Source organism: Micromonospora palomenae (assembly GCF_007829925.1).
GTDB lineage: Bacteria > Actinomycetota > Actinomycetes > Mycobacteriales > Micromonosporaceae > Micromonospora > Micromonospora purpureochromogenes.
The window spans coordinates 635634-659451 of record NZ_VIXA01000003.1; the positions used below are offsets into that span (position 1 = coordinate 635634).

Genomic DNA, 23818 nt, shown 5'->3' on the forward strand with positions numbered 1-23818 from the left:
CAAGCCTTAATGTTCGTGGCATCACGAACATGTTTCGTCGAGGTGAACCGGCGGCGCGGTAACCCATCGACTGGTGGCCTCCGGGCGCGCGGTCCCCCGCCCCGACCGGTGGTCACGGCCGGTCCGGCGCCGCCCGGACGGCCCTGCCGCATCCCCGTACCCGGCACCGGCGCGACGGCGCGCGCCCCACCCTGGCAGTCACTCGTCAGGAAGGGACAGCACAGAATGTCCATGAAGGACGCACCCACCCACCGCTCCCCACGATGGTCCTCCGCCGCGTCCGCCCTGCTCCTGGTGGCGGCCGTCGGCACCGTCGGCGTCACGGCCGGCCCGACCGCCCTCGGCGGCCCCGCCCCGGCCGCCGCCCACGTCATCACCGCCACCGACTTCCAGCAGGTCGAGCTGGCCCGCGGCGTCGCCGAGACGGGCGAGCCGATGTCGCTGGCCGTGCTGCCGGACCGCTCGGTCCTGCACACCGCCCGCAACGGCACCCTGCGGCGCACCGACGCCAACGGCACCACCTCGGTGATCGGCACCCTGTCGGTCTACACCCACGACGAGGAGGGGTTGCAGGGCGTCGGCGTCGACCCGAACTTCGCCACCAACCGGCACATCTACCTCTACTACGCTCCGCCGCTGTCCACCCCCGCCGGCGACGCGCCGGCCACCGGCAGCGACTTCTCCGCCTGGCAGGGCGTCAACCGGCTGTCCCGGTTCACCCTCAACGCGGACTTCACCGTCAACCAGGCCAGCAAGGTCGACGTGCTGGACGTCCCCGCCGACCGGGGGCTGTGCTGCCACGTCGGCGGTGACATCGACTTCGACGCCGCCGGCAACCTCTACCTGTCCACCGGGGACGACACCAACCCGTTCGACTCCGCCGGCTACGCCCCGCTGGACGAGCGGACCAACCGCAACCCCGGATACGACGCGCAGCGCAGCGCCGGCAACACCAACGACCTGCGCGGCAAGATCCTGCGGATCAAGGTGAACGCCAACGGGTCGTACTCGATCCCGTCCGGCAACCTCTTCCCGGTCGGCACCGCGCGGACCCGGCCCGAGATCTACGCGATGGGCTTCCGCAACCCGTTCCGGATGAGCGTCGACAAGGCCACCGGCATCGTCTACGTCGGCGACTACGGCCCCGACGCCGGCACCACCTCGGCCACCCGGGGCCCCTCCGGCCAGGTCGAGTTCAACCGGGTCACCGCGCCGGGCAACTACGGCTGGCCGTACTGCACCGGCACCAACACCAGCACCGAGACCTACAACGAGTGGGACTTCGCCACCGGCACCGGCGGCGCCAAGTACAACTGCACCGGCGGCCCCACCAACAACTCGTTCCGCAACACCGGCCAGAGCACGCTGCCCGCGGCCAAGCCGGCCTGGATCCGATACGCCGGCGACGCCGGCAGCCCGCCCGAGTTCGGCGGCGGCTCCGAGTCCCCGATGGCCGGCCCGGTCTACCGCTACAACGCGTCGTCGACGTCGACCACCAAGTTCCCGCAGTCCTTCGACGGGCAGTTCTTCGCCACCGAGTTCGGCCGCGGCTGGATCAAGCCGATCCACGTCAACGCCGACGGCTCGCGCGGCACCATCGACAGCTTCCCGTGGACCGGCAAGCAGGTGATGGACTCCGCCTTCGGCCCGGACGGCGCGTACTACGTGCTCGACTACGGCACCGGCTACTTCAACGGCGACGCGAACTCGGCGCTCTACCGCTTCGACTACATCGGCGGTGGCAACCGGGCGCCGACGGCGAAGGCGACCGCCGACAAGACCTCCGGCGCCGCCCCGTTGACGGTCAACTTCTCCTCGGCCGGGTCGTCGGACCCGGAGGGCGGGGCGCTGACGTACGCGTGGACCTTCGGCGACGGCACCACCTCCACCGCCGCCAACCCGTCGAAGACCTACACCGCCAACGGGACCTACACCGCCACGCTGACGGTCAAGGACCCGCAGAACGCCACCGGCAGCGCCAGCGTGGTGATCAGCGTCGGCAACACCGCCCCGACCGTGACGATCAACAACCCCGGCAACGGCAAGCTCTTCTCCTACGGCGACACGGTGCCCTTCAGCATCACCGTCACCGACCCCGAGGACGGCACGATCGACTGCACCAAGGTCAAGATGACCTACGTGCTCGGCCACGACCAGCACGGCCACCAGATCACCTCGAAGACCGGCTGCTCCGGCTCGATTGCCATCCCGGTCGACGGCGAGCACGACGACGCGGCGAACATCTTCGCCATCTTCGACGCCGAGTACACCGACGCGGGCGGGCTGACCACGCACACCCAGCACACCCTCCAGCCTCGGCACCGGCAGGCCGAGCACTTCAAGACCTCGTCCGGCATCAACACCTTCGACAAGGCGACCGCCGAGGGCGGCAAGACCGTCGGCGACATCAACAACGGGGACTGGATCGCCTTCCAGCCGTACCAGCTGGGCAACGTCACCTCGTTCAGCGCCCGGGTCTCCTCGGCCGGCGCGGGCGGCACCCTCCAGGTCCGGGCCGGGTCGGCCACCGGCACGGTGCTCGGCTCCGCCACGGTGCCGGTCACCGGCGCCTGGGACTCCTTCACCACGGTCAGCGGCGCGATCTCCGGAGCGCCGGCGGGCACCACCACGCTCTACCTGACCTTCGCCGGGTCGGGCACCGGGGCGCTCTACGACGTCGACTCGTTCACCTTCACCACGGGCGCGACGGTGCGCACCGGGCCGGTGGTCGGGCTCGCCGGCAAGTGCCTGGACGTCCGCAACGCCGCCACCGCCGACGGCACCCAGATCCAGCTCTACACCTGCAACGGCACCACGGCGCAGACCTGGACGGTGACGCCGAACTCGACGATCAAGGCGCTGGGCAAGTGCCTGGACGTCTCCGGTGGCGGCTCGGCCGACGGGACCAAGATCCAGCTCTGGACCTGCAACGGCAGCGGCGCGCAGAACTGGTCCGCCCAGGCCGACGGCACGGTGCGCAACCCGCAGTCCGGCAAGTGCCTCGACGTCTCGGGCAACAACTCCGCCGACAGCACCCCGGTGCACCTGTGGACCTGCACCGGCGCCGCCAACCAGAAGTGGACCCTGCCGTAACCGAGTGAACGCGCGGGGACCCCGCCCGGCCCGCCGGCCCGCCCGGGGTCCCCGCCCACCGATAGGAGAGCGACATGCGCAGACTCCTGCGTCCCGTCCTCGGCGCGGCCACCGCCGTCCTCGCCGTCATCGCCTGCACCGCCCCCGCCACCCCGGCGTCCGCCGCCGACGCCCCGTACGACGTGCTGGTCTTCTCCAAGACCGCCGGGTTCCGGCACGACTCCATCGCCGTCGGCACCCAGGCCATCCGCGACCTGGGCGCGGCCAACAGCTTCACCGTCACCGCCACCGAGGACGCCGCCGCGTTCACCACCGGCAACCTGGCCCAGTACGAGGCGGTGGTCTTCCTCAACACCACCGGCGACGTGCTCAACGCCAGCCAGCAGACCGCCTTCGAGTCGTACATCGGCTCCGGCGGCGGGTACGTCGGCGTGCACGCCGCCGCCGACACCGAGTACGGCTGGTCGTTCTACGGCAACCTGGTCGGGGCGTACTTCGCCTCGCACCCGGCCATCCAGCAGGCCAACGTCAAGGTGGAGAACCGGGCGCACCCGGCCAGCGCGCACCTGCCGCAGACCTGGACCCGCACCGACGAGTGGTACAACTACCAGACCAACGCCCGCTCCACCGCCCGGGTGCTGGCCACCCTGGACGAGTCGTCGTACTCCGGTGGCGGGATGGGCGCGGACCACCCGCACTCCTGGTGCAAGACCTACAGCGGCGGCCGGGCCTTCTACACCGGCGGCGGGCACACCCAGGCGTCGTACGCCGAACCGGCGTTCCGGGCCCACCTGCTCGGCGGCATCCGCTACGCGGCCGGCCGCGCCAAGGCCGACTGCCGGCCGGAGACCGGCTACACCACCCTCTACAACGGTTCCACCACCGGCTGGTCGCAGGCCGGGCCGGGCAGCTTCACCAATGCCGACGCCACGCTCACCTCGGTCGGCGGGATGGGGCTCTACTGGTACAGCGCGAAGCAGTTCACCAACTACTCGCTCAAGCTGGACTGGCGGCTCGCCGGCGACGACAACTCCGGGGTCTTCATCGGCTTCCCGCCGTCGACCGACCCCTGGTCCGCGGTCAACAACGGCTACGAGATCCAGATCGACGCCACCGACGCGGCCGACCGCACCACCGGCGCGGTCTACACCTTCAAGTCGGCGGACATCGCCGCCCGGGACGCGGCGCTGAACCCGCCGGGCGAGTGGAACACCTACGAGCTGCTGGTCGAGGGCGAGCGGCTCCAGGTCTTCCTCAACGGCGTGAAGATCAACGACTTCACCAACACCAACCCGGTCCGCTCGCTCGCCGGGCACATCGGCCTGCAGAACCACGGCACCGGCGACGACGCCTCGTTCCGCAACATCCGGATCAAGGAACTCGGCTCCACCCCGCCGGGCGGCAACACCACCGTCCAGGCCGAGGCGTTCAGCTCGGCCAGCGGGGTCACCCCGTTCACCAAGGCCGGCGCGAACGGCGGGCAGACCCTCGGCTACATCGACCCGGGCGACTGGTCGGCGTACAACGGGGTGGACCTGACCGGGGTGACGTCGTTCAGGGCGCGGGTCGTCTCCGGCGGGCCCGGCGGCACCATCCAGGTGCGTACCGGCTCGACCACCGGCACCGTCCTCGGCTCGGTCGCGGTGCCCAACACCGGGAGCTGGACGACGTACGCCGACGTCACCACCGCCCTGTCCGGGGTGCCGTCCGGCACCCAGAACCTGTACCTGACCTACACCGGCACCGGCACCGGGCTCTTCGACGTCGACGACTTCACCCTGGTCCGGGGCGGTGGCGGCGGCACCGGCGGCACCGGACCGATCAAGGGCCTGGCCGGCAAGTGCCTGGACGTCCGCAGCAGCGGCACCGCCGACGGCACGCAGATCCAGCTCTACACCTGCAACGGCACCGGGGCGCAGACCTGGACGGTGACGCCGAACTCGACGATCAAGGCGCTGGGCAAGTGCCTGGACGTCTCCGGTGGCGGCTCGGCCGACGGGACCAAGATCCAGCTCTGGACCTGCAACGGCAGCGGCGCGCAGAACTGGTCGGCCCAGGCCGACGGGTCGCTGCGCAACCCGCAGTCCGGCAAGTGCCTGGACGTGGCCGGCAACAACTCCGCCGACAGCACCCCGGTCCAGCTCTGGACCTGCAACGGCGCGGCCAACCAGAAGTGGGTCCTGCCCTGACCCACCGACCGGGTCGTCCACCACGTCGATCCCGTGCACGCGACGCCGCCGGGGTGCCCTCGCACCCCGGCGGTGCCGCGTCCGGGGCCGGGCGGCTGCCGTACCTTGACCGCATGGGACGGCTCGCGGAGTGGCGCCGGATCGCGCGGGCGCACCCGGCGGTCGTCGACGCGCTGCTGGCCGCCGCGCTCTTCGTGGCCGGCCTGCTGCCGGTGAACCCGCCCGGGGCGCCGCTCACCCTCGCCGCCGTGCTGCTCGCCGCCATCGGCTCCGGTGCGCTGGCGGTGCGCCGCCGCCACCCGCTGCCGGTGCTCGCCCTGACCACCGTCAGCGTGCTGCTCGCGCAACTCGCCGGGGTCGCCCGGGGGCCCATGGTGCTCACCGTGGCGATCGCCGCGTACACCGTCGCCACCCGCGCCGACCGGCGGACCGCCGCCGTGGCCGGCCTGGTCGGCGCCCTGGCCGTCGGCGCGGCGGCGATCACCACGCTCGGCGTGGCCGGCCTGGACCCGGCGGTGGTGGTGCTGCTGCTCTGGTTCGGCGTCGCGGTGGCCGTCGGCGACGCGGTGCGCAGCCGGCGGGCGTACGTCGCGGTGCGGGAGGAAAGGGGCCGGCGCGCCGAGCGGATCCGTGCGGAGGAGGCGCTGCGCCGGGTCGCCGAGGAGCCCACCGAGCCGGCCCCCAGCCTGAACCGGCTGGACGCCCTGGTGGAGGGGTTCAGCGCCGGCCAGCCGGTGCGCTGGACCGTGGCCGGCCAGCCCCGCCCGCTGCCCACCGAGGTGGACGTCGCGGCGTACCAGATCATCCAGGAGTCGCTGACCAACGCCCGCCGGCACGCGCCGGGCGCGGCGGTCGCGGTCCGGCTGCGCTACGACCCCGACGGCGTCGCCATCGAGGTACGCGACACCGGCGCCGAGCCGTCCCCGTCACCGTCGCCGTCCCCGTCCCCGTCCCCGTCCCCGTCGCCGAGCGCCGGGCTCGGCCTGCCCGGCCTGCGCGAGCGGGCCGAGGCGGTCGGCGGCACCTTCACCGCCGGCCCCCGCCCGAACGGCGGCTGGTCGGTGCGCGCCGAACTGCCCGCCGCCGAGGAGCAGGCCGAGTGACGTCCGCGGGTCCGTGGCGACCCCTTCCCAGCCGGTCCCGGCGGTCCTAGAGTGAGGGCGGCGACCGCGAGGTGGCCGGTGACCCGGCGGGAGGCGCAACCCGTCGGGCCCAGGTGCGTGCCGCACCCACCGGCGACCCGTGACGCCTCCGCACTGGTGGCCCCTCGCCCCGCCCACGCTGAGGAATCCCCATCACGACAGGGGAGACAACGACGATGGCGCGACCGATCACGCTCTTCACCGGCCAGTGGGCCGATCTTCCGTTCGACGAGGTCTGCCGGCTCGCCTCCGAGTGGGGCTACGACGGGTTGGAGATCGCCTGCTGGGGCGACCACTTCGAGGTCGACAAGGCCCTCGCCGACGACTCGTACGTCGAGCGCAAGCGGGAGACCCTCGCCAAGCACCACCTCAGCGTCCACGCCATCTCCAACCACCTGGTCGGCCAGGCGGTCTGCGACCACCCGATCGACGAGCGGCACCAGGGCATCCTGCCGGCCCGGATCTGGGGCGACGGCGAGCCCGAAGGGGTGCGCCGGCGCGCCGCCGAGGAGATGAAGGACACCGCCCGCGCGGCGGCGAAGCTCGGGGTGAAGACGGTGGTCGGGTTCACCGGCTCGTCCATCTGGCACACCCTGGCGATGTTCCCGCCGGTGCCGCCGGAGATGATCGAGCGGGGCTACCGGGACTTCGCCGACCGGTGGAACCCCATCCTCGACGTCTTCGACTCCGTCGGGGTCCGCTTCGCCCACGAGGTGCACCCGAGCGAGATCGCCTACGACTACTGGACGACGCGGCGGGCGCTGGCGGCGATCGGCCACCGGCCGGCGTTCGGGCTCAACTGGGACCCGTCGCACTTCGTCTGGCAGGAGCTGGACCCGGTGAACTTCATCCTCGAGTTCGCCGACCGGATCTACCACGTGGACTGCAAGGACGCGAAGGTGCGCACCGGCGACGGGCGGCGCGGCCGGCTCTCGTCCCACCTGCCCTGGGCCGACCTGCGCCGGGGCTGGGACTTCGTCTCCACCGGCCACGGCGACGTGCCGTGGGAGGACTGCTTCCGGGCGCTCAACGCGATCGGCTACGACGGGCCGATCTCCATCGAGTGGGAGGACGCCGGGATGGACCGGCTGGTCGGCGCGCCGGAGGCGTTGCAGTTCGTCCGCCGGCTCGCCTTCGACGCCCCCGCGGCGGCGTTCGACGCCGCGTTCAGCAGCAAGGACTGACCCGTCCCGGTCCGACCGACCGCCTCCCTGCCCGCACGGTGCGGCGGGAGGCGGTCGGTCAGGCTGCCCGGCGGGCCGGTCACTCGGCGGCGAAAACCTGCTCGCTGATCAACCGGGCCGCGCCCACCACGCCGGCCCGCTCGCCGAGGTCGGACAGGACGATCGGCATCGTGCCGGTGGCCAGCGGCGCCGACCGGCGGTAGACCACGGCCCGGATCTCGGCCAGCAGGGTGTGCCCGAGGCCGTCCGGCGCGCCACCGATGATCACGATGCCCGGGTTGACGAAGCTCACCAGCCCGACCAGCACCTGGCCCAGCCGGCGGGCGGCGTCCCGCACGACGGCCTGCACCGCCGGATCGCCTCCGGCCGCCGCCCCGGCGACGTCCGCCATGGTCAGGGTGCCGGCGGTGGCGAGCCGGTCGGCCAGGGCGGGGGAGCGGCCCGACCGCGCCGCGTCCAGCGCCGCGCCGATCAGGCCGGCCTCGCCGCAGTACGCCTCCAGGCACCCCGCCTCGCCGCAGGCGCAGCCCGGGCCCTCGTCGGCGAGCCGCAGGTGGGCGATGTCGCCGGCGCCGCTCGTCGCGCCCCGGTGCGGCGCGCCCCGCAGCACCAGGCCGCAGCCGATCGCGGTGCCGAGCTTGACGTACAGGAAGTCGTCGAAGGTGCGGCCGATCCCGGCGTGCTGCTCGCCGAGCGCCATCACGTTGGCGTCGTTGTCGACCAGCGTCGGGCAGCCCAGCTCGGCGCCGAGGGTGTCCCGCACCGGAAACCCGTGCCAGCCGGGCAGGGCGCCGGGCGCGATCGGGGTGCCCTCCCGGAAGGCGACCGGCCCCGGCAGGCCGACGCCGACGCCGGTGAGCTGGGCCAGGCCCAGTTCGGCCCGGAGCTTGCCGACCAGTTCGCCGGCCCGGGCGACCACCGGCCCCGGACCGGACCGGACGTCTGCCGGCTCGCGGAGCTCGGCCAGCACGTTCAGCTCGCCGTCGGTGACGGCGACGGTGAGCCGGTCCGTGCCGATCACGACGCCGGCGAAGCGGACCGTGCCGGCGACGCGGAGCAGCGACGACCTCCGGCCGCCGCGGGAGGCCGCCGGCCCGGCGGTCTCGACCAGGCCCAGCTCCACGAGGCGGTCCACCTCCGCGATCAGCCTCGACCGGGACAGGCCGACGGCGTCGCCCAGCTCCACCCGCGACCGCGGGCCGTCGTCGCGCAGCATCCGCAGCAGTCGTGCCTGGTACGCGTTCTCCGGTCGGACGGGAACCATCGCCACCACCTCCGGCCGGAGTCTTCCACGGCGGTGTTACGTCTGATGGCGCGAGTGGCCGCACCCGGTACGCCCGGGTGCGGCCACTCGATCGACGGTCGGGTCCGTCAGCCCCGCAGACCCGACATGTGCTGGTAGCTCACCTCGGCGTAGCGCAGCGAGCGGCCCGGGTCGGCGCTGCCGCCCGGCGCGTTGTCCTGCTCCCACATCGGGTTGTGGTAGCCCTTGGCACCCATGTTGGCGAAGAAGGTGCCGTAGTCGATGTCGCCCTGGCCGAGCGGCACCATGTCGTACCCGCTGGTGGTGTTCGGGTTGAACGCGCCGTCCTTGGCGTGGAACAGCGGGAACCGGATCGGCTGGGCCGCCACCGTGGCCAGCGGGTCGAAGACGTCGGTCTGCGTCACCCCGTCCGGGTCGGTGTAGCTGCGGAACCGGTGCTGGGCCACGTGCGCCCAGTAGATGTCCATCTCGAACCAGACGTACTCCGGGTCGGTGAGCCCGATGAAGTACTCCAGCTTCCGGACGCCGGAGGACCGGGTGGGCCGGCCCAGCGCGTCCAGCGGCCCGCTGTCGAGCAGGAAGTTGTACGCCGCGTCGTGGTTGTGCGTGTAGAGCTTGAGCCCACGGGCGGCGGCCAACTGGCCGAGGGTGTTCCACCGGTCCGCCGCCGCGTCCCAGTCGGCCTTGTAGTTGCTGCCGGTCGGGTCGTTGCCGGTGCCGATGTGGGTCATCCCCAGCGTCTCGGCGATGTCGAGCTGCTGCTCGAACGCGGCGAGGGTGGTCGGGTTGATGGTGCTCGGGATGGAGGCGTGCGAGCCGTTGGCGCGCAGCCCGTTGTCGTCGAGGATCTTGCGGATCTCGGCGGCGGTGATCTGTCGGCCCAGGATCGAGACGTGCTGGTTGTAGCCGGCGAACTCGACCTCCTTGTAGCCGATCTCGGCGAGCCGGGCGAGCACCCGCTCGAAGCCGTACGGCACTCCGGTGGCGTCCGGTGCGGCGCCGATCCGGTCCCGGACGCTGTAGAGGATGATGCCGCGCTTGCCGGTCGGCACGAGCAGTCCGTTGCCCGCGGCTCCGGCGGCGGGCGCCAAGCCGGCGGCCCCGACGGCGGCCGCGCCGGCGACGCCGGCGAAGGCGCCGAGGATCCGGCGACGGCTCATTCCGTGCTGTCTGTCGTTCATCTGCTGCTGCCTCTCTCGGTGCGATGACGGGTGATGGTGCCCAGGGCCGCGGACCGCCGGGTGGCGGCCCGCGACCACGGCGGCGCTACGGAGCGACGCCGATGCCCTGGCCGGTGAACTCGACCCAGTTGAGGTTGCCGAGACCGCCGGTCGGGCCGCCGGGAACGGTGCGGAACACGAGGTAGAGCCGGTGCGTGCCGCCCGGGTCGGTGATCGGCACGCCTGTGCTCGTGAAGGCGTTGTTGCCGCTGGTCGCGTTGACCGTGGCGGTGGTCAGCAGGGGCCCGGTGGGGGAGTCGAGCCGGAACTCGACGCCGAACCGGGGCTGCCCGGCGGTGGCCGCGCTGCCGCCCGAGGTGCGCAGCGTGACCGACTGCATGTTCTGCAGGTTGACGGTGTTGTTCACCGCGATCCAGTCGCCCGGATCGAGGCTGCCGCGCTGCTGCCCGCCGCCGGTGTCGGCGCTGGTCCCGACGGTGGTGCCGGACTCGTCGGTGGCGAACTCGACCTCCTGCCGCTTCGCCTGGATGATCTGCTGGTCGACGGTGGTCAGCGCCGGTTGGCCGTTCGCGCCGCCGTCGGTGTACGACGCGCTGACCACGCCGTAGATGTAGCCGCCGTGGGACGCGTCGTCCGGGTCGGTGGGCAGCACCCCGGAGCAGCCGAACTGGTTGGCCTCGCCGTGGCCGTGCTGGTCGTGGCCCAGGACGAAGGTCACCTCGACCTTGGCGCAGTCGACCGGCCCGTCCTCCGGGTCGGTGACGGTCACCGACCAGGGGATGTCGTCGCCCCAGCTGAAGAAGCCGCCTTCGAGCGGGGTGTTGACCGTGACGGTCGGCGCGGTGTTGCCGACGGTGATGGTGGTGTTCGCCGACGCGCTCTTGCCGCTGGAGTCGGTCACCGTCAGCCGGGCGGTGTAGACCCCGTTGGCGGTGTAGGTGTGCGACGGGTTCGGGTCGACCGAGTCGGTGGTGCCGTTGCCGTCGAAGTCCCAGGCGAACGAGATCGAGTCCGCCGGGTCGGGGTCCTTGGAACCCTCGCTGGAGAAGGCGACGGTCAGCGGCGCGATGCCGTTGGTGGGCGTCGCGGTGAGCACGGCGTTCGGCGCCCGCAGCCCCTTGACGTAGCTGAACTTCAGCATCGCCGCGTCCGGGTTGACGTTGAAGAACCCGTCGCCGTACGTCAGCAGGTAGAAGTTGCCGTCGGCGCCCCACTTCATGTCCATCGGGTTGTCGCAGAGGAACGGCCTGGTCGCGGTGGTGGGCGCCTGGCCGCAGTTCAGCACATTGTTGATCTTCAGGATGTCGCCCTTGGCGTCGAGCCGGACCTCCTTGAGGGTGTCCCGGGTGAACTCGCCGAAGAAGACCGCGCCGTCGTAGTACTCGGGGAACTTCGTCTCCGACCTCAGCTCCGGGTCGAAGTCGTAGCGGGCGGCCCCGTGCGGCCCGACGCCGCCGGTGCCGAGTTCCGGGAAGAGCACCGGGCAGGTCTGCGTCGGCGTCGACAGGTACGACTCCGGGCACGGGGTCGGCGCCTGGAACGAGTACCAGAGCTCGGACTTCTCGACCGCCGGCAGGTCGGTCAGGCCGGTGTTGTGCCGCGAGGTGTTCTTCGGCGCCGCGCAGTCGAACGGCGCGACCGGCGAGATCGGGCTCGTGGTCCAGTTCATCTCGATGTACGGCAGGTTCGGCTGCACGCACATCGGCCAGCCGTAGTTCGCCGGCTTGTCGATCACCATCATCCGGCCAGTGCCCGCCGGTCCCCGGCCGACCGCGGCCGTCGAGGAGTCGGGGGAGTAGTCGGTGACGTAGGCGACGTCGTTCTTGTCCAGGGTGATCCGGAACGGGTTGCGCAGCCCCATCGCGTAGATCTCCGGCCGCGTCTTCTCGGTGCCGGCCGGGAAGAGGTTGCCCGGCGGCACGGTGTACGAGCCGTCCGCTCCCACCGCGATCCGCAGCACCTTGCCCCGCAGGTCGTTGGTGTTGGTCGAGCTGCGCCGGGCGTCCGCGAACGGCGCCTGGTACACCCCGGTCGCGCTGACCGAGTCGTTGTGCGGCGAGAAGCCACCCGAGCCGCCCGCGCCCGACGGGGTGTCGTCGCCGGTGACCAGCCAGAGGTTGTTCTTGGAGTCGAACGCGATGTCGCCGGCCACGTGGCAGCAGGCGCCCCGGTCCACCGGCACCTGGAGGATCTTCTGCTCGGTGCTCAGGTCGAGCGAGGGTGTCTCACCGTCGACGAACTTGTACCGGGACAGCTGGAAGTATCCCTTCCACCGGTCCCAGGTGGCCGGGTCGGTGCTGGTGGTCGGCGCGCCTCCGGCGGGGGTGTCCAGCGGGGGCGCGTAGTACAGGTAGACCCACCTGTTGGTGGCGAAGTCCCGGTCGATCGCCGGGCCGTACATCCCGTCCTCGCTGTGGGTGTAGACCGGGATCTGGGCCAGCACGGTGGTCTCGTTGCTCTCCGGGTCGTGCAGGCGTACGCCGCCGCGGCGGTCGGTCTGGATCACCCGTCCGTCGGGGAGCGTGTCGAAGCCGATCGGCTCGTTGACGTTCGGCTGGGCCCCGATCACCGTCATCTGGTAGTTGGCCAGCACGGTCGCGCCGCAGTCGCCGTCGGTCACGCCGGCCGCCCACTGGATCGCCCCGCCGAGGTGGGCGCGCAGGTCGGTGCTGCCGTAGCTCTCCGGCGTCGCGCCGAGTCCGGTGTAGAAGGAGCGGCCGCCCTGGTAGTCCTTGCACCAGGTGACCGGGTGGTCGAAGCCCATCGACCCGCCGGCGTACGTCTTCTCGTCCACGGTGGCCAGCACGTGCGACACGCCCCGGACGTTGTCGGCGAAGTTGTACCAGCGGTCGGTGTGCGTCCACCGTTCCGGCAGCCGCTCGGAGGCGGGGTGCACCCGGTCGGCGACGGTGACGGTGGCCGGGCTCGCCGAGGTGGCGGCGCCGGTCGCCCGGGTACCCAGGACCTTGTCCAGGAAGGACCAGCCGGGCTCGGCCTCGATGGCCGAGTGGACGCCGACGAAGCCGCCGCCGTCGCGGTAGTACTGCTCGAACGCGGCCTGCTGGCCGTCGGTGAGGACGTCGCCGGAGGTGTTCAGGAACACCACGGCGCGGAACTGCTTGAGATGCGGCTCGTCGAACTTGCGGGCGTCGTCGGTCACCTCGACGGTGAACCGCCGGTCGTTGCCGAGCTGCCGGATCGCGTCCACTCCGGCGGCGGTGGCGGCGTGGCTGCCTCCGGCCGACCGGGTGAACACGAGGACCTTGTAGTCCATGCCGTTGCTGGCGGGCACCGGGGCGGCGAGCGCCGGCGTCGGCTGCGGTGGTGCGGTCGCGACGAGTGTCGCGCCGACGAGGGTGAGAAGGCTGAGGTAGGCGGTGGCCCTTCGGCCGGTGGGTCTGCGCATCGAACCTCGCTCTGGTCGGGGCGGGTCCGCCTCAGCGCCGTCGCTGAGGAGGGTCGCTACGAGTACCAAGAGCCTGGCCAGGTTCTACGCAGGACGATATTTGCGCAGGGGACCAAAGAGAAGAGGTTGACGGCAGAAGTTTTCGATGTTTCGTGCGAACTTTTGCTTCAAATCGCCGAAAGTGGCATCGGCGGGGGTGGCTATGGGCCTGACCTGCCGCGTTTCCGGCCCAGACGCCAGCGGGCCGGTCGTCGATGACGACCGGCCCGCCGGAAGGTGCGGGTTAGAGGGTGCTGGCGTTGGTGCCCGTGCCCGACGGCTTGGGCCGCGGGGTGGTGGACGACGAGCTGGGGGAGCTCGACGAGCTGCCCGACTTCGCGCCGATGGTGGCCGGCGTGCCCGCGAAGGCGTCGTCCGCCGCGGTCAGCTCCTGCTTGTTGCCGTTGCCGGTGCCCAGCTTCTCGCCGAGCTTGGACTGGCCGAGCTTGTCCTTGCCCTCGCTGTAGAGCCGGGTCGCCTGGGCCTGTGCGACACCCGCCGCCTCCTGGACGGTCGGGTGGTCGAGCACCTTACGGCCCCGGACGACCAGCTCCTCGTACTTCTCCCGGCCGGCACGGGCGCCCAGGACGAAGCCCGCAGCCAGCCCGCCAAGGAACATGATCTTTCCGCGCATGGCGGCTCCTTTCGTACCTGACGCTCCGCCGTTCCCGCCCGGAGATCCGGTCGGGTCCGACCATGTCGCGCCCTAGTCCTCTGTCGGCAGCTAACTACCCATCCTGCTCCGCGCTCATGCCTGGTTGTGCCGTGATGACGATTTGTCCGGTTTTATTCCTGCCGTGTCGCACCCCTCCCGGGCGAGGGCTCGGGGAGGTAACCCCCTGGACCAGACCCCCCGGGAATCCTGTACTCTTGTGCCGTCGCCGAGCGCCGGAGAGATCCGGAGCACGGTGCCAAGCAGTCCCCCGTAGCTCAATTGGCAGAGCAGCCGGCTGTTAACCGGCAGGTTTTTGGTTCGAGTCCAAACGGGGGAGCTCACGCTCCACCCACGCCCGTCGGCCCCGCCGACGGGCATTTCTCGTTCTCCCCCCTGTCCGGCCGCCACCCTCCCGGTGATCAAGAAGTTTGCGTCACCGACGGGCCGTCCGCAGACGCAAACTCCTTGATCACCGACGGGCACCGGGCCGTGGAGAGCGGGTGTGGTCCCGCGTCCGGTTTCGGCCCGCCAGGGCGTGCTCGGGCGGCAGGATGGGCGATGTCGACTTAGACTCCCGCTGCGTCGATTGGTGCGTCGATTCAAGGACGGGTGGAGATGGCCGGAAGACGGGGACCTGGTGCGGCGACGCTGATCGCGGTGCTGGCGGTGCTCGGCTGGCTGGTGGTCGGCGGGATCGCCGGGCCGTACTCCGGGAAGCTGGGCGAGGTCGCCACCAACGACAACGCCTCGTTCCTGCCCGCCGACGCCGAGGCGACCCGGGCGCAGGACCTCGCCGGCGGCTTCGTGGAGCGGGAGAGCACCCCGGCGCTGGTGGTCTACGAGCGCGGCTCCGGCATCACCGACGCCGACAAGCAACGGGCGGCCGCCGACACCGCGCGGTTCGCCCAGGTCCCGGGCGTGCTCGGGCCGCTGCCGCCGCCGATCCCCAGCCAGGACGGTCAGGCGCTTCAGGTCGTCGTACCGATCGACGAGGCGGAGGGCGAGGAGATCGGCCGGGTGGTCGAGGAGCTGCGCGGGATCGCCGGTGGCGACCGGGACGGGCTCACCGTCGACGTCGCCGGACCGGCCGGGCTGCTGGCCGACCTGATCGAGGTGTTCGGCGCCATCGACGGGCCGCTGCTGCTGGTCACCCTGGTCGTGGTGCTGGTGATCCTGCTGATCGTCTACCGCAGCCCGGTGCTCTGGCTCTTTCCGCTGCTCGCGGCGGGGATGTCGTACGCGCTGGCGTCGGTGTTCGTCTACCACCTGGCGAAGAACGACGTGATCAAACTGAACGGGCAGGCGCAGGGCATCCTGACCGTGCTGGTCTTCGGCGCCGGCACCGACTACGCGCTGCTGCTGATCGCCCGCTACCGGGAGGAACTGCACCGGCACGAGCGGCCCTGGGACGCGATGAAGACCGCCTGGCGGGGCGCCGCCCCGGCGATCATCGCCTCCGGGGCCACGGTGATCGTCAGCCTGCTCTGCCTGCTGCTGTCCAGCCTCAACTCCAACCGGGCGCTCGGCCCGGTCGCCGCCGTCGGCATCGCCGCCACGCTGGTCGTGATGCTCACCTTCCTGCCGGCGCTGCTGGTGCTCGGCGGCCGGTGGGCGTTCTGGCCCCGCCGGCCCCGCGCGGACCAGGCCGACCCGCGGGCCGACGGCATCTGGAGCCGGGTCGCCGGCTTCGTCGCCCGGCGCGCCCGCCCGGTCTGGTTGGTGACCGCCGCGGCGCTGGCCCTGCTCACCCTCGGCCTGATCCAGCTCGGCATCACCACCCTCGGCCAGTCCGACCTGTTCACCAACCGGACCGACTCGGTCGCCGGCCAGGAGGTCATCGCCCGGCACTACCCGGCCGGCACCGGCAGCCCGGCGACCATCTTCACCAACCAGCAGGCCGCCCAGGAGGTCGCCCGGGTGGCCCAGGGCGTCCCCGGCGTCGCCGCCGTACGGCCGGTGACCGGTGAGCGGGCCGGCCCACCCGAGGAGAACGCGCCACCCAAGGTGGTCGACGGCAAGGTGCAGCTGGAGGCGACGCTGTCCGACCCGCCGGACAGCGACGGCGCGGAACGGGCCATCCGCGACCTGCGGTTGGCGGTGCACCGGGTCGCCGGCGCCGACGCCGTGGTCGGCGGGTTCACCGCGATCAACGTGGACACCTCCGCCGCCTCCACCCGGGACCGCAACGTGATCATCCCGGTGGTGCTGATCGTCATCGCGGTGATCCTGGCTCTGCTGCTGCGGGCCCTGCTCGCCCCGGTGCTGCTGATCGCCACCGTGGTGCTGTCGTTCCTGGCCACCCTCGGGCTGTGCGCGCTGATCTTCCGGTACGTCTTCGACTTCCCCGGGGTCGACGCGTCCTTCCCGCTCTTCGCGTTCGTCTTCCTGGTCGCCCTCGGCATCGACTACAACATCTTCCTGATGAGCCGGGTCCGCGAGGAGTCGGTCAAGCGCGGCACCCGGGCCGGGGTGCTGTCCGGCCTCGCCGTGACCGGCGGGGTGATCACCTCCGCCGGCATCGTGCTCGCCGCGACCTTCTCCGCGCTGGCCGTCCTGCCGCTGGTGGTGCTGGTGGAGCTCGGCGTGGCGGTGGCGGTGGGCGTACTGCTGGACACCATCGTGGTCCGCTCGCTGCTGGTGCCCGCGCTGTCGTACGACATCGGGCCGAAAATCTGGTGGCCGAGCCGGCTGGCCCGGACGGCCCGGACCGGGACGGAGGCCGGGCATGCTGGCTGAGACGGACGTCGTCATCGTCGGCGGCGGCCTCGCCGGGCTGGCCGCCGCCCGGCGGCTGCACCGCGCCGGCGTGCCCTGGCGGCTGCTGGAGGCCAGCGGCCGGCTCGGCGGCCGGGTCGCCACCGACGCGGTCGACGGCTACCTGCTGGACCGCGGCTTTCAGGTGTTGAACACCGCCTACCCGAGGCTGGGCACCCTGCTCGACGTCGACAGCCTGGAGCTGGGCTGGTTCACCTCCGGGGTGCTGGTGCGCCGCGGCGACCGGCTCGACCGGCTGGTCAACCCGCTGCGCGAGCCCGGCGGCGCGCCCGGCACGGCCCTGGCCGGCATCGGCTCGCTGCTCGACCGGATCCGCTTCGCCGCGCTCGCCACCGGCTGCGCCACCCTGCCGAAGAGCCGGCTGCTCACCGCACCGGAGACCACCACCGAGGCCGCGCTGCGCCGGGCCGGGCTCTCCGACACGATCATCGAGGAGCTGCTGCGGCCGTTCCTCTCCGGCGTCCTCATCGACCGGGAGCTGGAGACCTCCAGCCACGTGCTGGCGATGATCCTGCGCTCCTTCGCGCGCGGCCGGATCGGCCTGCCCGCCCGGGGGATGGCCGCGCTGCCCCGGGCCGTCGCCGAACCGCTGCCCGCCGACCTGATCGAGCTGGACACCCCGGTTGCCGAGGTGGCGCCCGGCCGGGTCCGCACCCAGGCCGGCGATATCGGCTGCCGCGCCGTCGTGGTCGCCGTCGACCCGCCCGCGGCGGGAACGCTGCTGCCCACCCTGGCCCGGGTACGCATGCACAGCTACACGACCTACTACCACAGCACGCCGGACGCGCCGCTGGACGAGCCGATCCTGCTGGTCGACGGGGACCGGCGGGAGATGGTCGCCAACACCGTGGTGGTCAGCAATGCCGCCCCGACGTACGCGCCGACCGGATGGCACCTGGTGGCCACGTCGGTGGTCGGCCCGAGCGCCCCGCCCGAGCCGGCGATCCGGCGCGAGCTGGACCGGCTCTACGGACGTTCCACCGCGGACTGGACCCATCTGACGACCGTCGAGGTCCCCGACGCGCTGCCCGCCGCGCCGCCACCGCAGAGGCGACTGCGCAAGCCGGTGGCGCTCGGCGACGGACTGTTCGTGGCCGGCGACCACCGGGACAGCCCATCGATCCAGGGCGCGCTGGCCAGCGGCTGGCGGACGGCCGGGGCGGTGCTGGCGGAGCTGCGCGCGGTGGGGTGATCCGGGCCGGTGCGGGGGGTCTTGCGGACCGCTGCTGACTGTTATCCTCGCGTAGCCCATCGTGCCGGTCGGGTGCCTGTGTCGGCCGTTTCGGTGGTGGCCGGTGATCCGCCGAGCGGGTTACGATCCGGCGCGGTATCGGGGCGGTAGCTCAGCCGGTTAGAGCAGGGGACTCATAATCCCTCGGTCGCGGGTTCGAGTCCCGCCCGCCCCACCATGCAACTTAGGGCGACGGGGCCTGCCAGACCATTGGGTGACGGCGGCGACGCTCTGGCGAGGCACTTCGTCACGGCGTCGGCACCTCGAACTGCCGACGCCGTGACGGAATGCCGACCTGGCGGATTCACCGCCGACGACACGGACCCACCTGGCCCGGGCCGGCTTCAGTCGTCGCGTCCGGCACCGCGATCGGGTGCGCTCATGTCCCCCGTCCCGGGCGTGCCATCGGCGAGCCCGTAGCGCAGGTACACGGTGCCCTTCGGATTGGCTACCGGCGGTTCGAGGAGTGTGACGTTCGTGGGCACCGCGCCACCGTCGAACACCTTCTTCCCGACACCGAGCACGATCGGGTGCACCCAGAGGTCGAGACGGTCGAAGAGCTTCTCGCGCAGGAGGGTCTGCACCAGGTTCAGGCTCCCGACGACCTTCACGTGCTCGTGCCGGTCACGGATCTCGCGCACCGCGCCGGCCAGATCCGGGCCGAGCTGCGTGGACCCGGCCCACGAGAGGTTGGGCCTGCCGCGGGAGGCCACGTACTTGGGGACGCTGTTGAAGAGCGTGGCGATCTCGTTGTCCTCGCCGCCCTCCTGGTACGGCCAGTAGGCGGCGAAGATGTCATACGTCCGCCGGCCGAGCAGGAGGGCGTCCGTGCCCTCGTACGCGGCACCGACCTGCGCCCCGGCGACCTCGTCCAGCAGCGGCGCCTGCCAGCCGCCGAACGGGAACCCCACCGGGTCCTCGTCGGGGCCGCCGGGCGCCTGCCCGACGAGGTCGAGGGTTGCGAACAGCTCGATGTGGATGAGGCCCATGCCTAACTCCCGATGAGTTGGTTGTCTCGGTCCGGAGGTAGACCTGTGGGCGCCGGCAGACTCGTCGCTGCGACGGCACTCAGTGTCGTACTCGTCCACCGCCTCGGTCACCACCCCGTCCCGCGGTCAGCGTCCATGCGACGCCCGGCAGCAGGGCTCGGCAGGCAGGCCGTACGCCTTGATCCAGCGTCACCGCGCCGTTGGAGCGTACTCGGGCGGCTGGTCTCTAGGACGCCTGGCGGACGGGCATGTCGGCCAGCCAGACGTCGGCCAGTTCGCTGAGGGGGACGTCGAAAGCCTGGCTGAGGCAGACCACCGTGCCGAACGCCGGGGCGGGTAGGCGGCCGGCCTCGATCTTGCGCAGCGTCTCGGGGGAGATGCCGGCTGCCAGGGCCACTTCGACGAGGCTGCGGCCGGCCCGTGCGGCCCGGAGGGCGGCTCCGAGGCGCTGGCCCGCTGCGATCTGCTCGGCGGTGAGTGGTTGGCGAACCATGCCGGCAGGATATCCCACCGGAGTATCCCCGACCTGTGGTGGTATAAAAATACCGCATACAGAGAGGGAGGCTGTCGTGATCGAGCTCAAGTCCGCCGAGGAGATCGGCCGGATGGCGGTGACCGGGCAGTTCGTCGGCGAGCTGCTCGCCGAGCTGAGCGGTGTCGCCGCAGTCGGCGTCAACCTGATGGATCTCGAACACCACGCCCGCCGCCGGATCAAGGAACGCGGCGCCGAATCCTGCTACTGGGACTACGCCCCTTCGTTCGGCCGCGGCCCGTTCCGCAACGTGCTGTGCCTGTCGGTCAACGACGCGGTGCTGCACGGCCTGCCGCACGACTATGTTTTGCGGGATGGTGACCTGCTCAGCATCGACATGGCGGCCAGCATCGACGGCTGGGTCGCCGACTCCGCGCTCTCCGTCATCGTCGGCACCCCCGACCCGGCCGACCTGAAGCTGATCGAGGCCACCGAGGTCGCACTGGAGGCCGGCATCACCGCCGCCCAGCCCGGCGGCCGCCTCGGCGACATCTCCGCCGCGATCGGCGAGGTCGCCCACTCCTACGGCTACGGCGTCAACGCCGAGTTCGGCGGCCACGGCATCGGCCGCACCATGCACGAGGCCCCGCACGTCTCCAACAACGGCCGCGCCCGCCGCGGCTTGAAACTCGACGCCGGCCTCACCATCGCCATCGAGCCCTGGTTCTGCCGCTCCACCGACAAAATCACGTTCGACAACGACGGCTGGACGATCCGCTCCGCCGACGGCTCCCGCACCGCACACTCCGAACACACCGTCGCCATCACGGCTTCCGGCCCCCAGGTCCTGACCCGCCGCCCCACTCACGGCGGCACCTCCGCCGATCCCAGCGGAAAGCCCGCCACAGGCGTCCTGGACAAGTAGCCGTCAGCCGCCCGTCGACCGAGCAGCCCGCAGTCGACGGAGAGCGGGGGAGCGCTGTGCGGTGTCGAGAGGCATTCCGCTGCCAGATCCCCATGCGCCGCTGTCTGCCAGGTCGGCGGGGCGGAATTCCGATCTCATGATCCCTCGGTTGCGGGTTCGAGTCTCGTCCGCCTCATGTCGGGGCATGCGCTGCTCCCGGCCTTGATGGCAGCATTCCCGCCGTGGAGGAGGGAACGTTCGTCAACGTCGTTCGTCGAGGGGGTGGCCCGTATGCCTGCCCGTGCTGCGGTTACCTGACGCTGGACGAGCGAGGCATGTACGAGATCTGCCCGGTGTGCTTCTGGGAGGACGATGGGCAGGACGACCACGACGCAGGCCGCATCCGGGGTGGGCCGAACAGGAACCTGAGCTTGATGCAGGCCCGATGCAACTTCGCCGAGTTCGGAGCGTCGGACAGAAGGCGTCTCGCGCGGGTACGCCCGCCTCGGGACGACGAACACCCGCTGGCCTGACGCGACTGCACCGTCACCGGGTCACCTCGCCGACGAGCGCGGCGCCGTTGCGTCGAGCGATCGCGGTCGGCAGGACCGGGGCGACAGGCGCTGGCTTCACGTGTCGGTCAGCCGGCGAGCTGGTCGCGGCGGCGGGTGAGGTAGGCCCGCTCCGCGGGGTTGCCGGCGAGACCGATGGCCCGGTCGTACGCCGCCCGCGACTCGCCGCCCCGCCCGAGTCGCCGCAGCAGGTCGGCGCGCGCGGCGTGGAAGGCATGGTAGCCGTCGAGGACCTCGGCGAGCCGGTCGATCTCGGCGAGCCCGACCCCGGGGCCGTCGACTTCGGCGACCGCGACCGCCCGGTTGAGCCGCACGATCGGCGAGGGGTCGAGCAGCACCATGCGGCCGTAGAGGGCGACGATGGTGGACCAGTTGGTGTCTCGGGCGGAGGGGGCCTCCGTATGGACCGCGTTGATCGCGGCCTGCAGCTGGTAGCGGCCGGGTGGGTCACCACCGGCCGCCACCGCCGCGATCCGCTCCCGGACGAGGGCGTTGCCCTCGGCGATGAGGGCGCGGTCCCATCCGCTGCGGTCCTGCTCGTCGAGAGTCACCAGCTCCCCGGTGCGAGACACGCGCGCCGGTCGCCGGGCGTCAGTGAGGAGCATCAGGGCAAGCAGGCCGGCCACCTCGCCGTCGTCCGGGAGGAGGGTTCGCAACAGGCGGCCGAGGCGGATCGCCTCGTCGGTGAGGTCGACGCGCACCGGGTCGTCCCCCTCGGTGGCGAGATAGCCCTCGTTGAAGACGAGGTAGACGACCGCGAGCACACCGGCGAGCCGCTCACGGAGGTCGTCGGCCGAAGGCACCCGGTAGGGAATGTGTGCCGCCTTGATCTTCGCCTTGGCGCGGGTGATCCGTCGCGCCATCGTGGTCTCCTGCACCAGGAAGGCGCGGGCGATCTCGGCGACGGTGAGGCCGCCGATCAGGCGCAGGGTGAGCGCCACCCGGGTCTCCATCGCGAGCGCCGGGTGGCAGCAGGTGAAGATTAGTCTGAGCCGGTCGTCCTCGACCGGACCGGTCGGCTCGGGAGGGGTGTCGTCGTACATGATCCGGGCCGCCTGGTGCTTGGCGTCGCGCTGCGACTCGCGACGGAGCCAATCGATCGCCTTGCGGGTCGCGGTGGTGGCGAGCCAACCGCCAGGATTGGGCGGTACGCCCTCGCGCGGCCACCGCTCCGCAGCCGCTACGAACGCCTCGGCCGTCGCTTCCTCGGCGACGTCGAGGTCGCCGAAACGGCGCGCGAGGCCGGCGACCACCCGCGCCCACTCCTCCTGGTGGACACGGGTGATCGCCTGCTCGACGGTGGGACCGGTCACGGCGCCGGCAGCGCTCGGACGGATTCCTCGGTTCGGAAAGGGCGCACCTCGACCGCGCCGCGGCACGCTCTCGACCCCTCGACGGCGAGCGCCAGCGCCACGTCGAGATCGGCCGCCTCGATGACCCAGAAGCCGTCGAGGTGCTCCTTCGTCTCCAGGTAGGGCCCGTCGGTGCAGGCCGGCTTCCCGCCCTGTCCGTCGACTGTGGTGGCGGTCGTCGCGGGCTCCAGGCCGCCGGCGAAGATGACGTGACCGTCCCGCTGCAGCCTCTCGTTGAAGGGGTCGGTGTCGGCGAACGCCTGCAGCATGACCTCCTGGGAGGGGTAGGTGCCCGACTCGGTGCGCTCGGCCGGTCCGTGGACCGACAGCAGGTACCTGGGCACCGCGCTCACCTTCCCCCGGAGCCGTTCCGCCGGGGCTCCCCCGGACCTCGGAACCGGTGCACCTCCTGCGGCCAGTCGAGCACGGTCGCGAGCCGGCCGGCCCAGTACCGCGCCGCCGCGTCGTCGGGCACGTCGACGACGGCGAAGCCGCCGAGGTGCTCCTTGGTCTCGACGTACGGGCCGTCGGTGAAGACGGGCTTGCCGTCGACCAGCTCGACACTGCACACCGCGGTGGACCGGTCGAGCGCGCCATTGGAGAAGATCAGGACACCCTCGGCTAGCATCTCCTCGATCACGGCCCGGGAGGCCGTGCCCTTCTCGCGTATTTCCTCCGCCGTGTGGTCCGGCACCCACTCATCGTTGAAGGTGATCAGGTACTCCGTCATGGTCGTCTCCTCTCAGTCCGGGACGAGGGCCTTGCCCGGCTCCTCCTGCGCGGCGGCCCGGGAGGCCGCCGCACCAGTTCCACGAACGGCTGCGCCTTGATACGACACCATCCCGGAAACCTCTTTTCGAGGCAGCCCCGGCGTGGTGACCGAGGATCGATCCGACGTACATCCGCTTCATGCCGCGTGCGAAAAGCTGGTCACTGCATGGTGCCAGGATGTCGGTATGGCATATGACGAGGATCTCGCGAACCGGGTGCGGGACCTGATCGGACGTGAGCCCGGGATCGGCGAGAAGCGGATGTTCGGTGGCCTGGCGCTGATGCTCAACGGCAACATGGCGGTGGTCATCCGCGGCGCGGGCGGCTTGATGGTCCGCGTCGACCCGGCCCTGTCTGAGCAGCTGCTGACCGAACACGGCGCTCAACCGGCGCAGATGCGCGGTCGGCCCATGCGCGGGTGGATCACAGTCGAGCCGTCGGCGTGCGCGCAGGACGCCGACCTTCGCCGCTGGGTCAACCAGGGCGTCACCTTTACCCGGTGCCTGCCGGCGAAGTGACCGCCGGCTGGACAGGCCGACTCGGGTAGCCGAACAGGGCTTCGGACCCAGTCATACGCGACTGCCCGACACGCTCGAACG

18 protein-coding genes and 2 tRNA genes are annotated in these 23818 nt (G+C 71.8%); 11 read left to right on the forward strand and 9 right to left on the reverse strand.

Annotated elements, in window-relative coordinates; all coding sequences use genetic code 11:
* Positions 1-225 precede the first annotated feature (225 nt).
* The 4 genes from FHX75_RS23945 to FHX75_RS23960 all read left to right on the forward strand — a co-directional run bounded on the left by FHX75_RS23945 (position 226) and on the right by FHX75_RS23960 (position 7608).
* The gene (locus FHX75_RS23945; protein ID WP_154942560.1) at positions 226-3093 is read left to right on the forward strand and encodes a PQQ-dependent sugar dehydrogenase; all 2868 of its coding nucleotides are present in this window, start codon (positions 226-228) and stop codon (positions 3091-3093) included.
* Positions 3094-3167: 74 nt separating this feature from the next.
* A complete protein-coding gene (locus FHX75_RS23950) occupies positions 3168-5282 on the forward strand; it encodes a ThuA domain-containing protein (protein ID WP_154942561.1) in 2115 nt (704 codons plus the stop codon).
* Positions 5283-5395: 113 nt separating this feature from the next.
* Positions 5396-6385: a sensor histidine kinase gene (locus FHX75_RS23955; RefSeq protein ID WP_154942562.1), complete on the forward strand. Its 990-nt coding sequence runs from the start codon at positions 5396-5398 to the stop codon at positions 6383-6385.
* 215 nt (positions 6386-6600) lie between these two features.
* Entirely contained in the window at positions 6601-7608 is a 1008-nt protein-coding gene (locus FHX75_RS23960; RefSeq protein ID WP_154942563.1) for a sugar phosphate isomerase/epimerase family protein, read from the forward strand.
* A 79-nt stretch (positions 7609-7687) separates the two neighbouring features.
* On the opposite strand, the gene FHX75_RS23965 is transcribed toward FHX75_RS23960, so the two are convergent.
* The 4 genes from FHX75_RS23965 to FHX75_RS23980 all read right to left on the reverse strand — a co-directional run bounded on the left by FHX75_RS23965 (position 7688) and on the right by FHX75_RS23980 (position 14132).
* Positions 7688-8872, reverse strand: coding sequence for an ROK family transcriptional regulator (locus tag FHX75_RS23965; RefSeq protein ID WP_154942564.1), 1185 nt, complete (start codon positions 8870-8872; stop codon positions 7688-7690).
* Between the two features lie 107 nt (positions 8873-8979).
* Positions 8980-10053, reverse strand: a complete 1074-nt coding sequence (locus FHX75_RS23970; RefSeq protein ID WP_246158498.1) for a sugar phosphate isomerase/epimerase family protein — start codon at positions 10051-10053, stop codon at positions 8980-8982.
* An 85-nt stretch (positions 10054-10138) separates the two neighbouring features.
* On the reverse strand, positions 10139-13459 hold the full coding sequence (locus FHX75_RS23975; RefSeq protein WP_154942565.1) for a ThuA domain-containing protein: 3321 nt from the start codon (positions 13457-13459) through the stop codon (positions 10139-10141).
* A gap of 283 nt (positions 13460-13742) precedes the next feature.
* Positions 13743-14132, reverse strand: a complete 390-nt coding sequence (locus FHX75_RS23980; protein ID WP_154942566.1) for a hypothetical protein — start codon at positions 14130-14132, stop codon at positions 13743-13745.
* Between the two features lie 285 nt (positions 14133-14417).
* Here FHX75_RS23980 and FHX75_RS23985 point away from each other — a divergent pair.
* The 4 genes from FHX75_RS23985 (at position 14418) to FHX75_RS24000 (ending at position 18337) form a co-directional block, all read left to right on the forward strand.
* Positions 14418-14490: transfer RNA gene (locus FHX75_RS23985), tRNA-Asn, on the forward strand.
* 278 nt (positions 14491-14768) lie between these two features.
* A complete protein-coding gene (locus FHX75_RS23990; RefSeq protein WP_154942567.1) occupies positions 14769-16889 on the forward strand; it encodes an MMPL family transporter in 2121 nt (706 codons plus the stop codon).
* Entirely contained in the window at positions 16879-18120 is a 1242-nt protein-coding gene (locus tag FHX75_RS23995; protein ID WP_154942568.1) for an NAD(P)/FAD-dependent oxidoreductase, read from the forward strand. The genes FHX75_RS23990 and FHX75_RS23995 overlap by 11 nt, the downstream gene beginning before the upstream one ends.
* 140 nt (positions 18121-18260) lie before the next feature.
* A tRNA-Ile gene (locus FHX75_RS24000) sits at positions 18261-18337 on the forward strand.
* A 166-nt stretch (positions 18338-18503) separates the two neighbouring features.
* On the opposite strand, the gene FHX75_RS24005 is transcribed toward FHX75_RS24000, so the two are convergent.
* Together FHX75_RS24005 and FHX75_RS24010 are read right to left on the reverse strand one after the other, a co-directional pair.
* A complete protein-coding gene (locus FHX75_RS24005) occupies positions 18504-19148 on the reverse strand; it encodes a dihydrofolate reductase family protein (protein ID WP_154942569.1) in 645 nt (214 codons plus the stop codon).
* Between the two features lie 226 nt (positions 19149-19374).
* Complete coding sequence (locus FHX75_RS24010; protein ID WP_154942570.1) at positions 19375-19641, reverse strand: helix-turn-helix domain-containing protein; 267 nt, start codon at positions 19639-19641, stop codon at positions 19375-19377.
* 76 nt (positions 19642-19717) lie between these two features.
* Here FHX75_RS24010 and map point away from each other — a divergent pair, with 76 nt between their 5' ends.
* Positions 19718-20545 carry a type I methionyl aminopeptidase gene (map, locus tag FHX75_RS24015; protein ID WP_154942571.1) on the forward strand — a complete coding sequence of 276 codons (828 nt, stop codon included), beginning with the start codon at positions 19718-19720 and terminating at the stop codon, positions 20543-20545.
* Between the two features lie 221 nt (positions 20546-20766).
* Positions 20767-21057, forward strand: a complete 291-nt coding sequence (locus FHX75_RS24020) for a CPCC family cysteine-rich protein (protein ID WP_246158500.1) — start codon at positions 20767-20769, stop codon at positions 21055-21057.
* A 107-nt stretch (positions 21058-21164) separates the two neighbouring features.
* On the opposite strand, the gene FHX75_RS24025 is transcribed toward FHX75_RS24020, so the two are convergent.
* From FHX75_RS24025 to FHX75_RS24035, 3 genes are read right to left on the reverse strand one after another with little or no spacing between them, the layout of a single operon-like run.
* Positions 21165-22409 (reverse strand): RNA polymerase sigma factor, encoded by a 1245-nt coding sequence (locus tag FHX75_RS24025; protein WP_154942572.1) that lies wholly within the window; start codon positions 22407-22409, stop codon positions 21165-21167.
* A complete protein-coding gene (locus FHX75_RS24030) occupies positions 22406-22792 on the reverse strand; it encodes a YciI family protein (RefSeq protein WP_170285444.1) in 387 nt (128 codons plus the stop codon). The genes FHX75_RS24025 and FHX75_RS24030 overlap by 4 nt, the downstream gene beginning before the upstream one ends.
* 5 nt (positions 22793-22797) lie before the next feature.
* Complete coding sequence (locus FHX75_RS24035) at positions 22798-23178, reverse strand: YciI family protein (RefSeq protein WP_154942573.1); 381 nt, start codon at positions 23176-23178, stop codon at positions 22798-22800.
* Positions 23179-23320: 142 nt separating this feature from the next.
* On the opposite strand from FHX75_RS24035, the gene FHX75_RS24040 reads away from it, so the two are divergent.
* Complete coding sequence (locus FHX75_RS24040) at positions 23321-23737, forward strand: TfoX/Sxy family protein (protein ID WP_246158511.1); 417 nt, start codon at positions 23321-23323, stop codon at positions 23735-23737.
* Positions 23738-23818: the final 81 nt, after the last annotated feature.

What these genes read in the sequence shown, in the direction of transcription:
- FHX75_RS24010 (WP_154942570.1), bottom strand. Translation starts at nt 19,641, where the DNA reads ATGGTTCGCCAACCACTCACCGCCGAGCAGATCGCAGCGGGCCAGCGC.
- FHX75_RS23955 (WP_154942562.1), top strand. Translation starts at nt 5,396, where the DNA reads ATGGGACGGCTCGCGGAGTGGCGCCGGATCGCGCGGGCGCACCCGGCG.
- FHX75_RS23965 (WP_154942564.1), bottom strand. Translation starts at nt 8,872, where the DNA reads ATGGTTCCCGTCCGACCGGAGAACGCGTACCAGGCACGACTGCTGCGG.
- FHX75_RS23990 (WP_154942567.1), top strand. Translation starts at nt 14,769, where the DNA reads ATGGCCGGAAGACGGGGACCTGGTGCGGCGACGCTGATCGCGGTGCTG.
- FHX75_RS23945 (WP_154942560.1), top strand. Translation starts at nt 226, where the DNA reads ATGTCCATGAAGGACGCACCCACCCACCGCTCCCCACGATGGTCCTCC.
- FHX75_RS23960 (WP_154942563.1), top strand. Translation starts at nt 6,601, where the DNA reads ATGGCGCGACCGATCACGCTCTTCACCGGCCAGTGGGCCGATCTTCCG.
- FHX75_RS23980 (WP_154942566.1), bottom strand. Translation starts at nt 14,132, where the DNA reads ATGCGCGGAAAGATCATGTTCCTTGGCGGGCTGGCTGCGGGCTTCGTC.
- FHX75_RS24035 (WP_154942573.1), bottom strand. Translation starts at nt 23,178, where the DNA reads ATGACGGAGTACCTGATCACCTTCAACGATGAGTGGGTGCCGGACCAC.
- FHX75_RS23950 (WP_154942561.1), top strand. Translation starts at nt 3,168, where the DNA reads ATGCGCAGACTCCTGCGTCCCGTCCTCGGCGCGGCCACCGCCGTCCTC.
- FHX75_RS24005 (WP_154942569.1), bottom strand. Translation starts at nt 19,148, where the DNA reads ATGGGCCTCATCCACATCGAGCTGTTCGCAACCCTCGACCTCGTCGGG.
- FHX75_RS23970 (WP_246158498.1), bottom strand. Translation starts at nt 10,053, where the DNA reads ATGAACGACAGACAGCACGGAATGAGCCGTCGCCGGATCCTCGGCGCC.
- FHX75_RS23975 (WP_154942565.1), bottom strand. Translation starts at nt 13,459, where the DNA reads ATGCGCAGACCCACCGGCCGAAGGGCCACCGCCTACCTCAGCCTTCTC.
- FHX75_RS23995 (WP_154942568.1), top strand. Translation starts at nt 16,879, where the DNA reads ATGCTGGCTGAGACGGACGTCGTCATCGTCGGCGGCGGCCTCGCCGGG.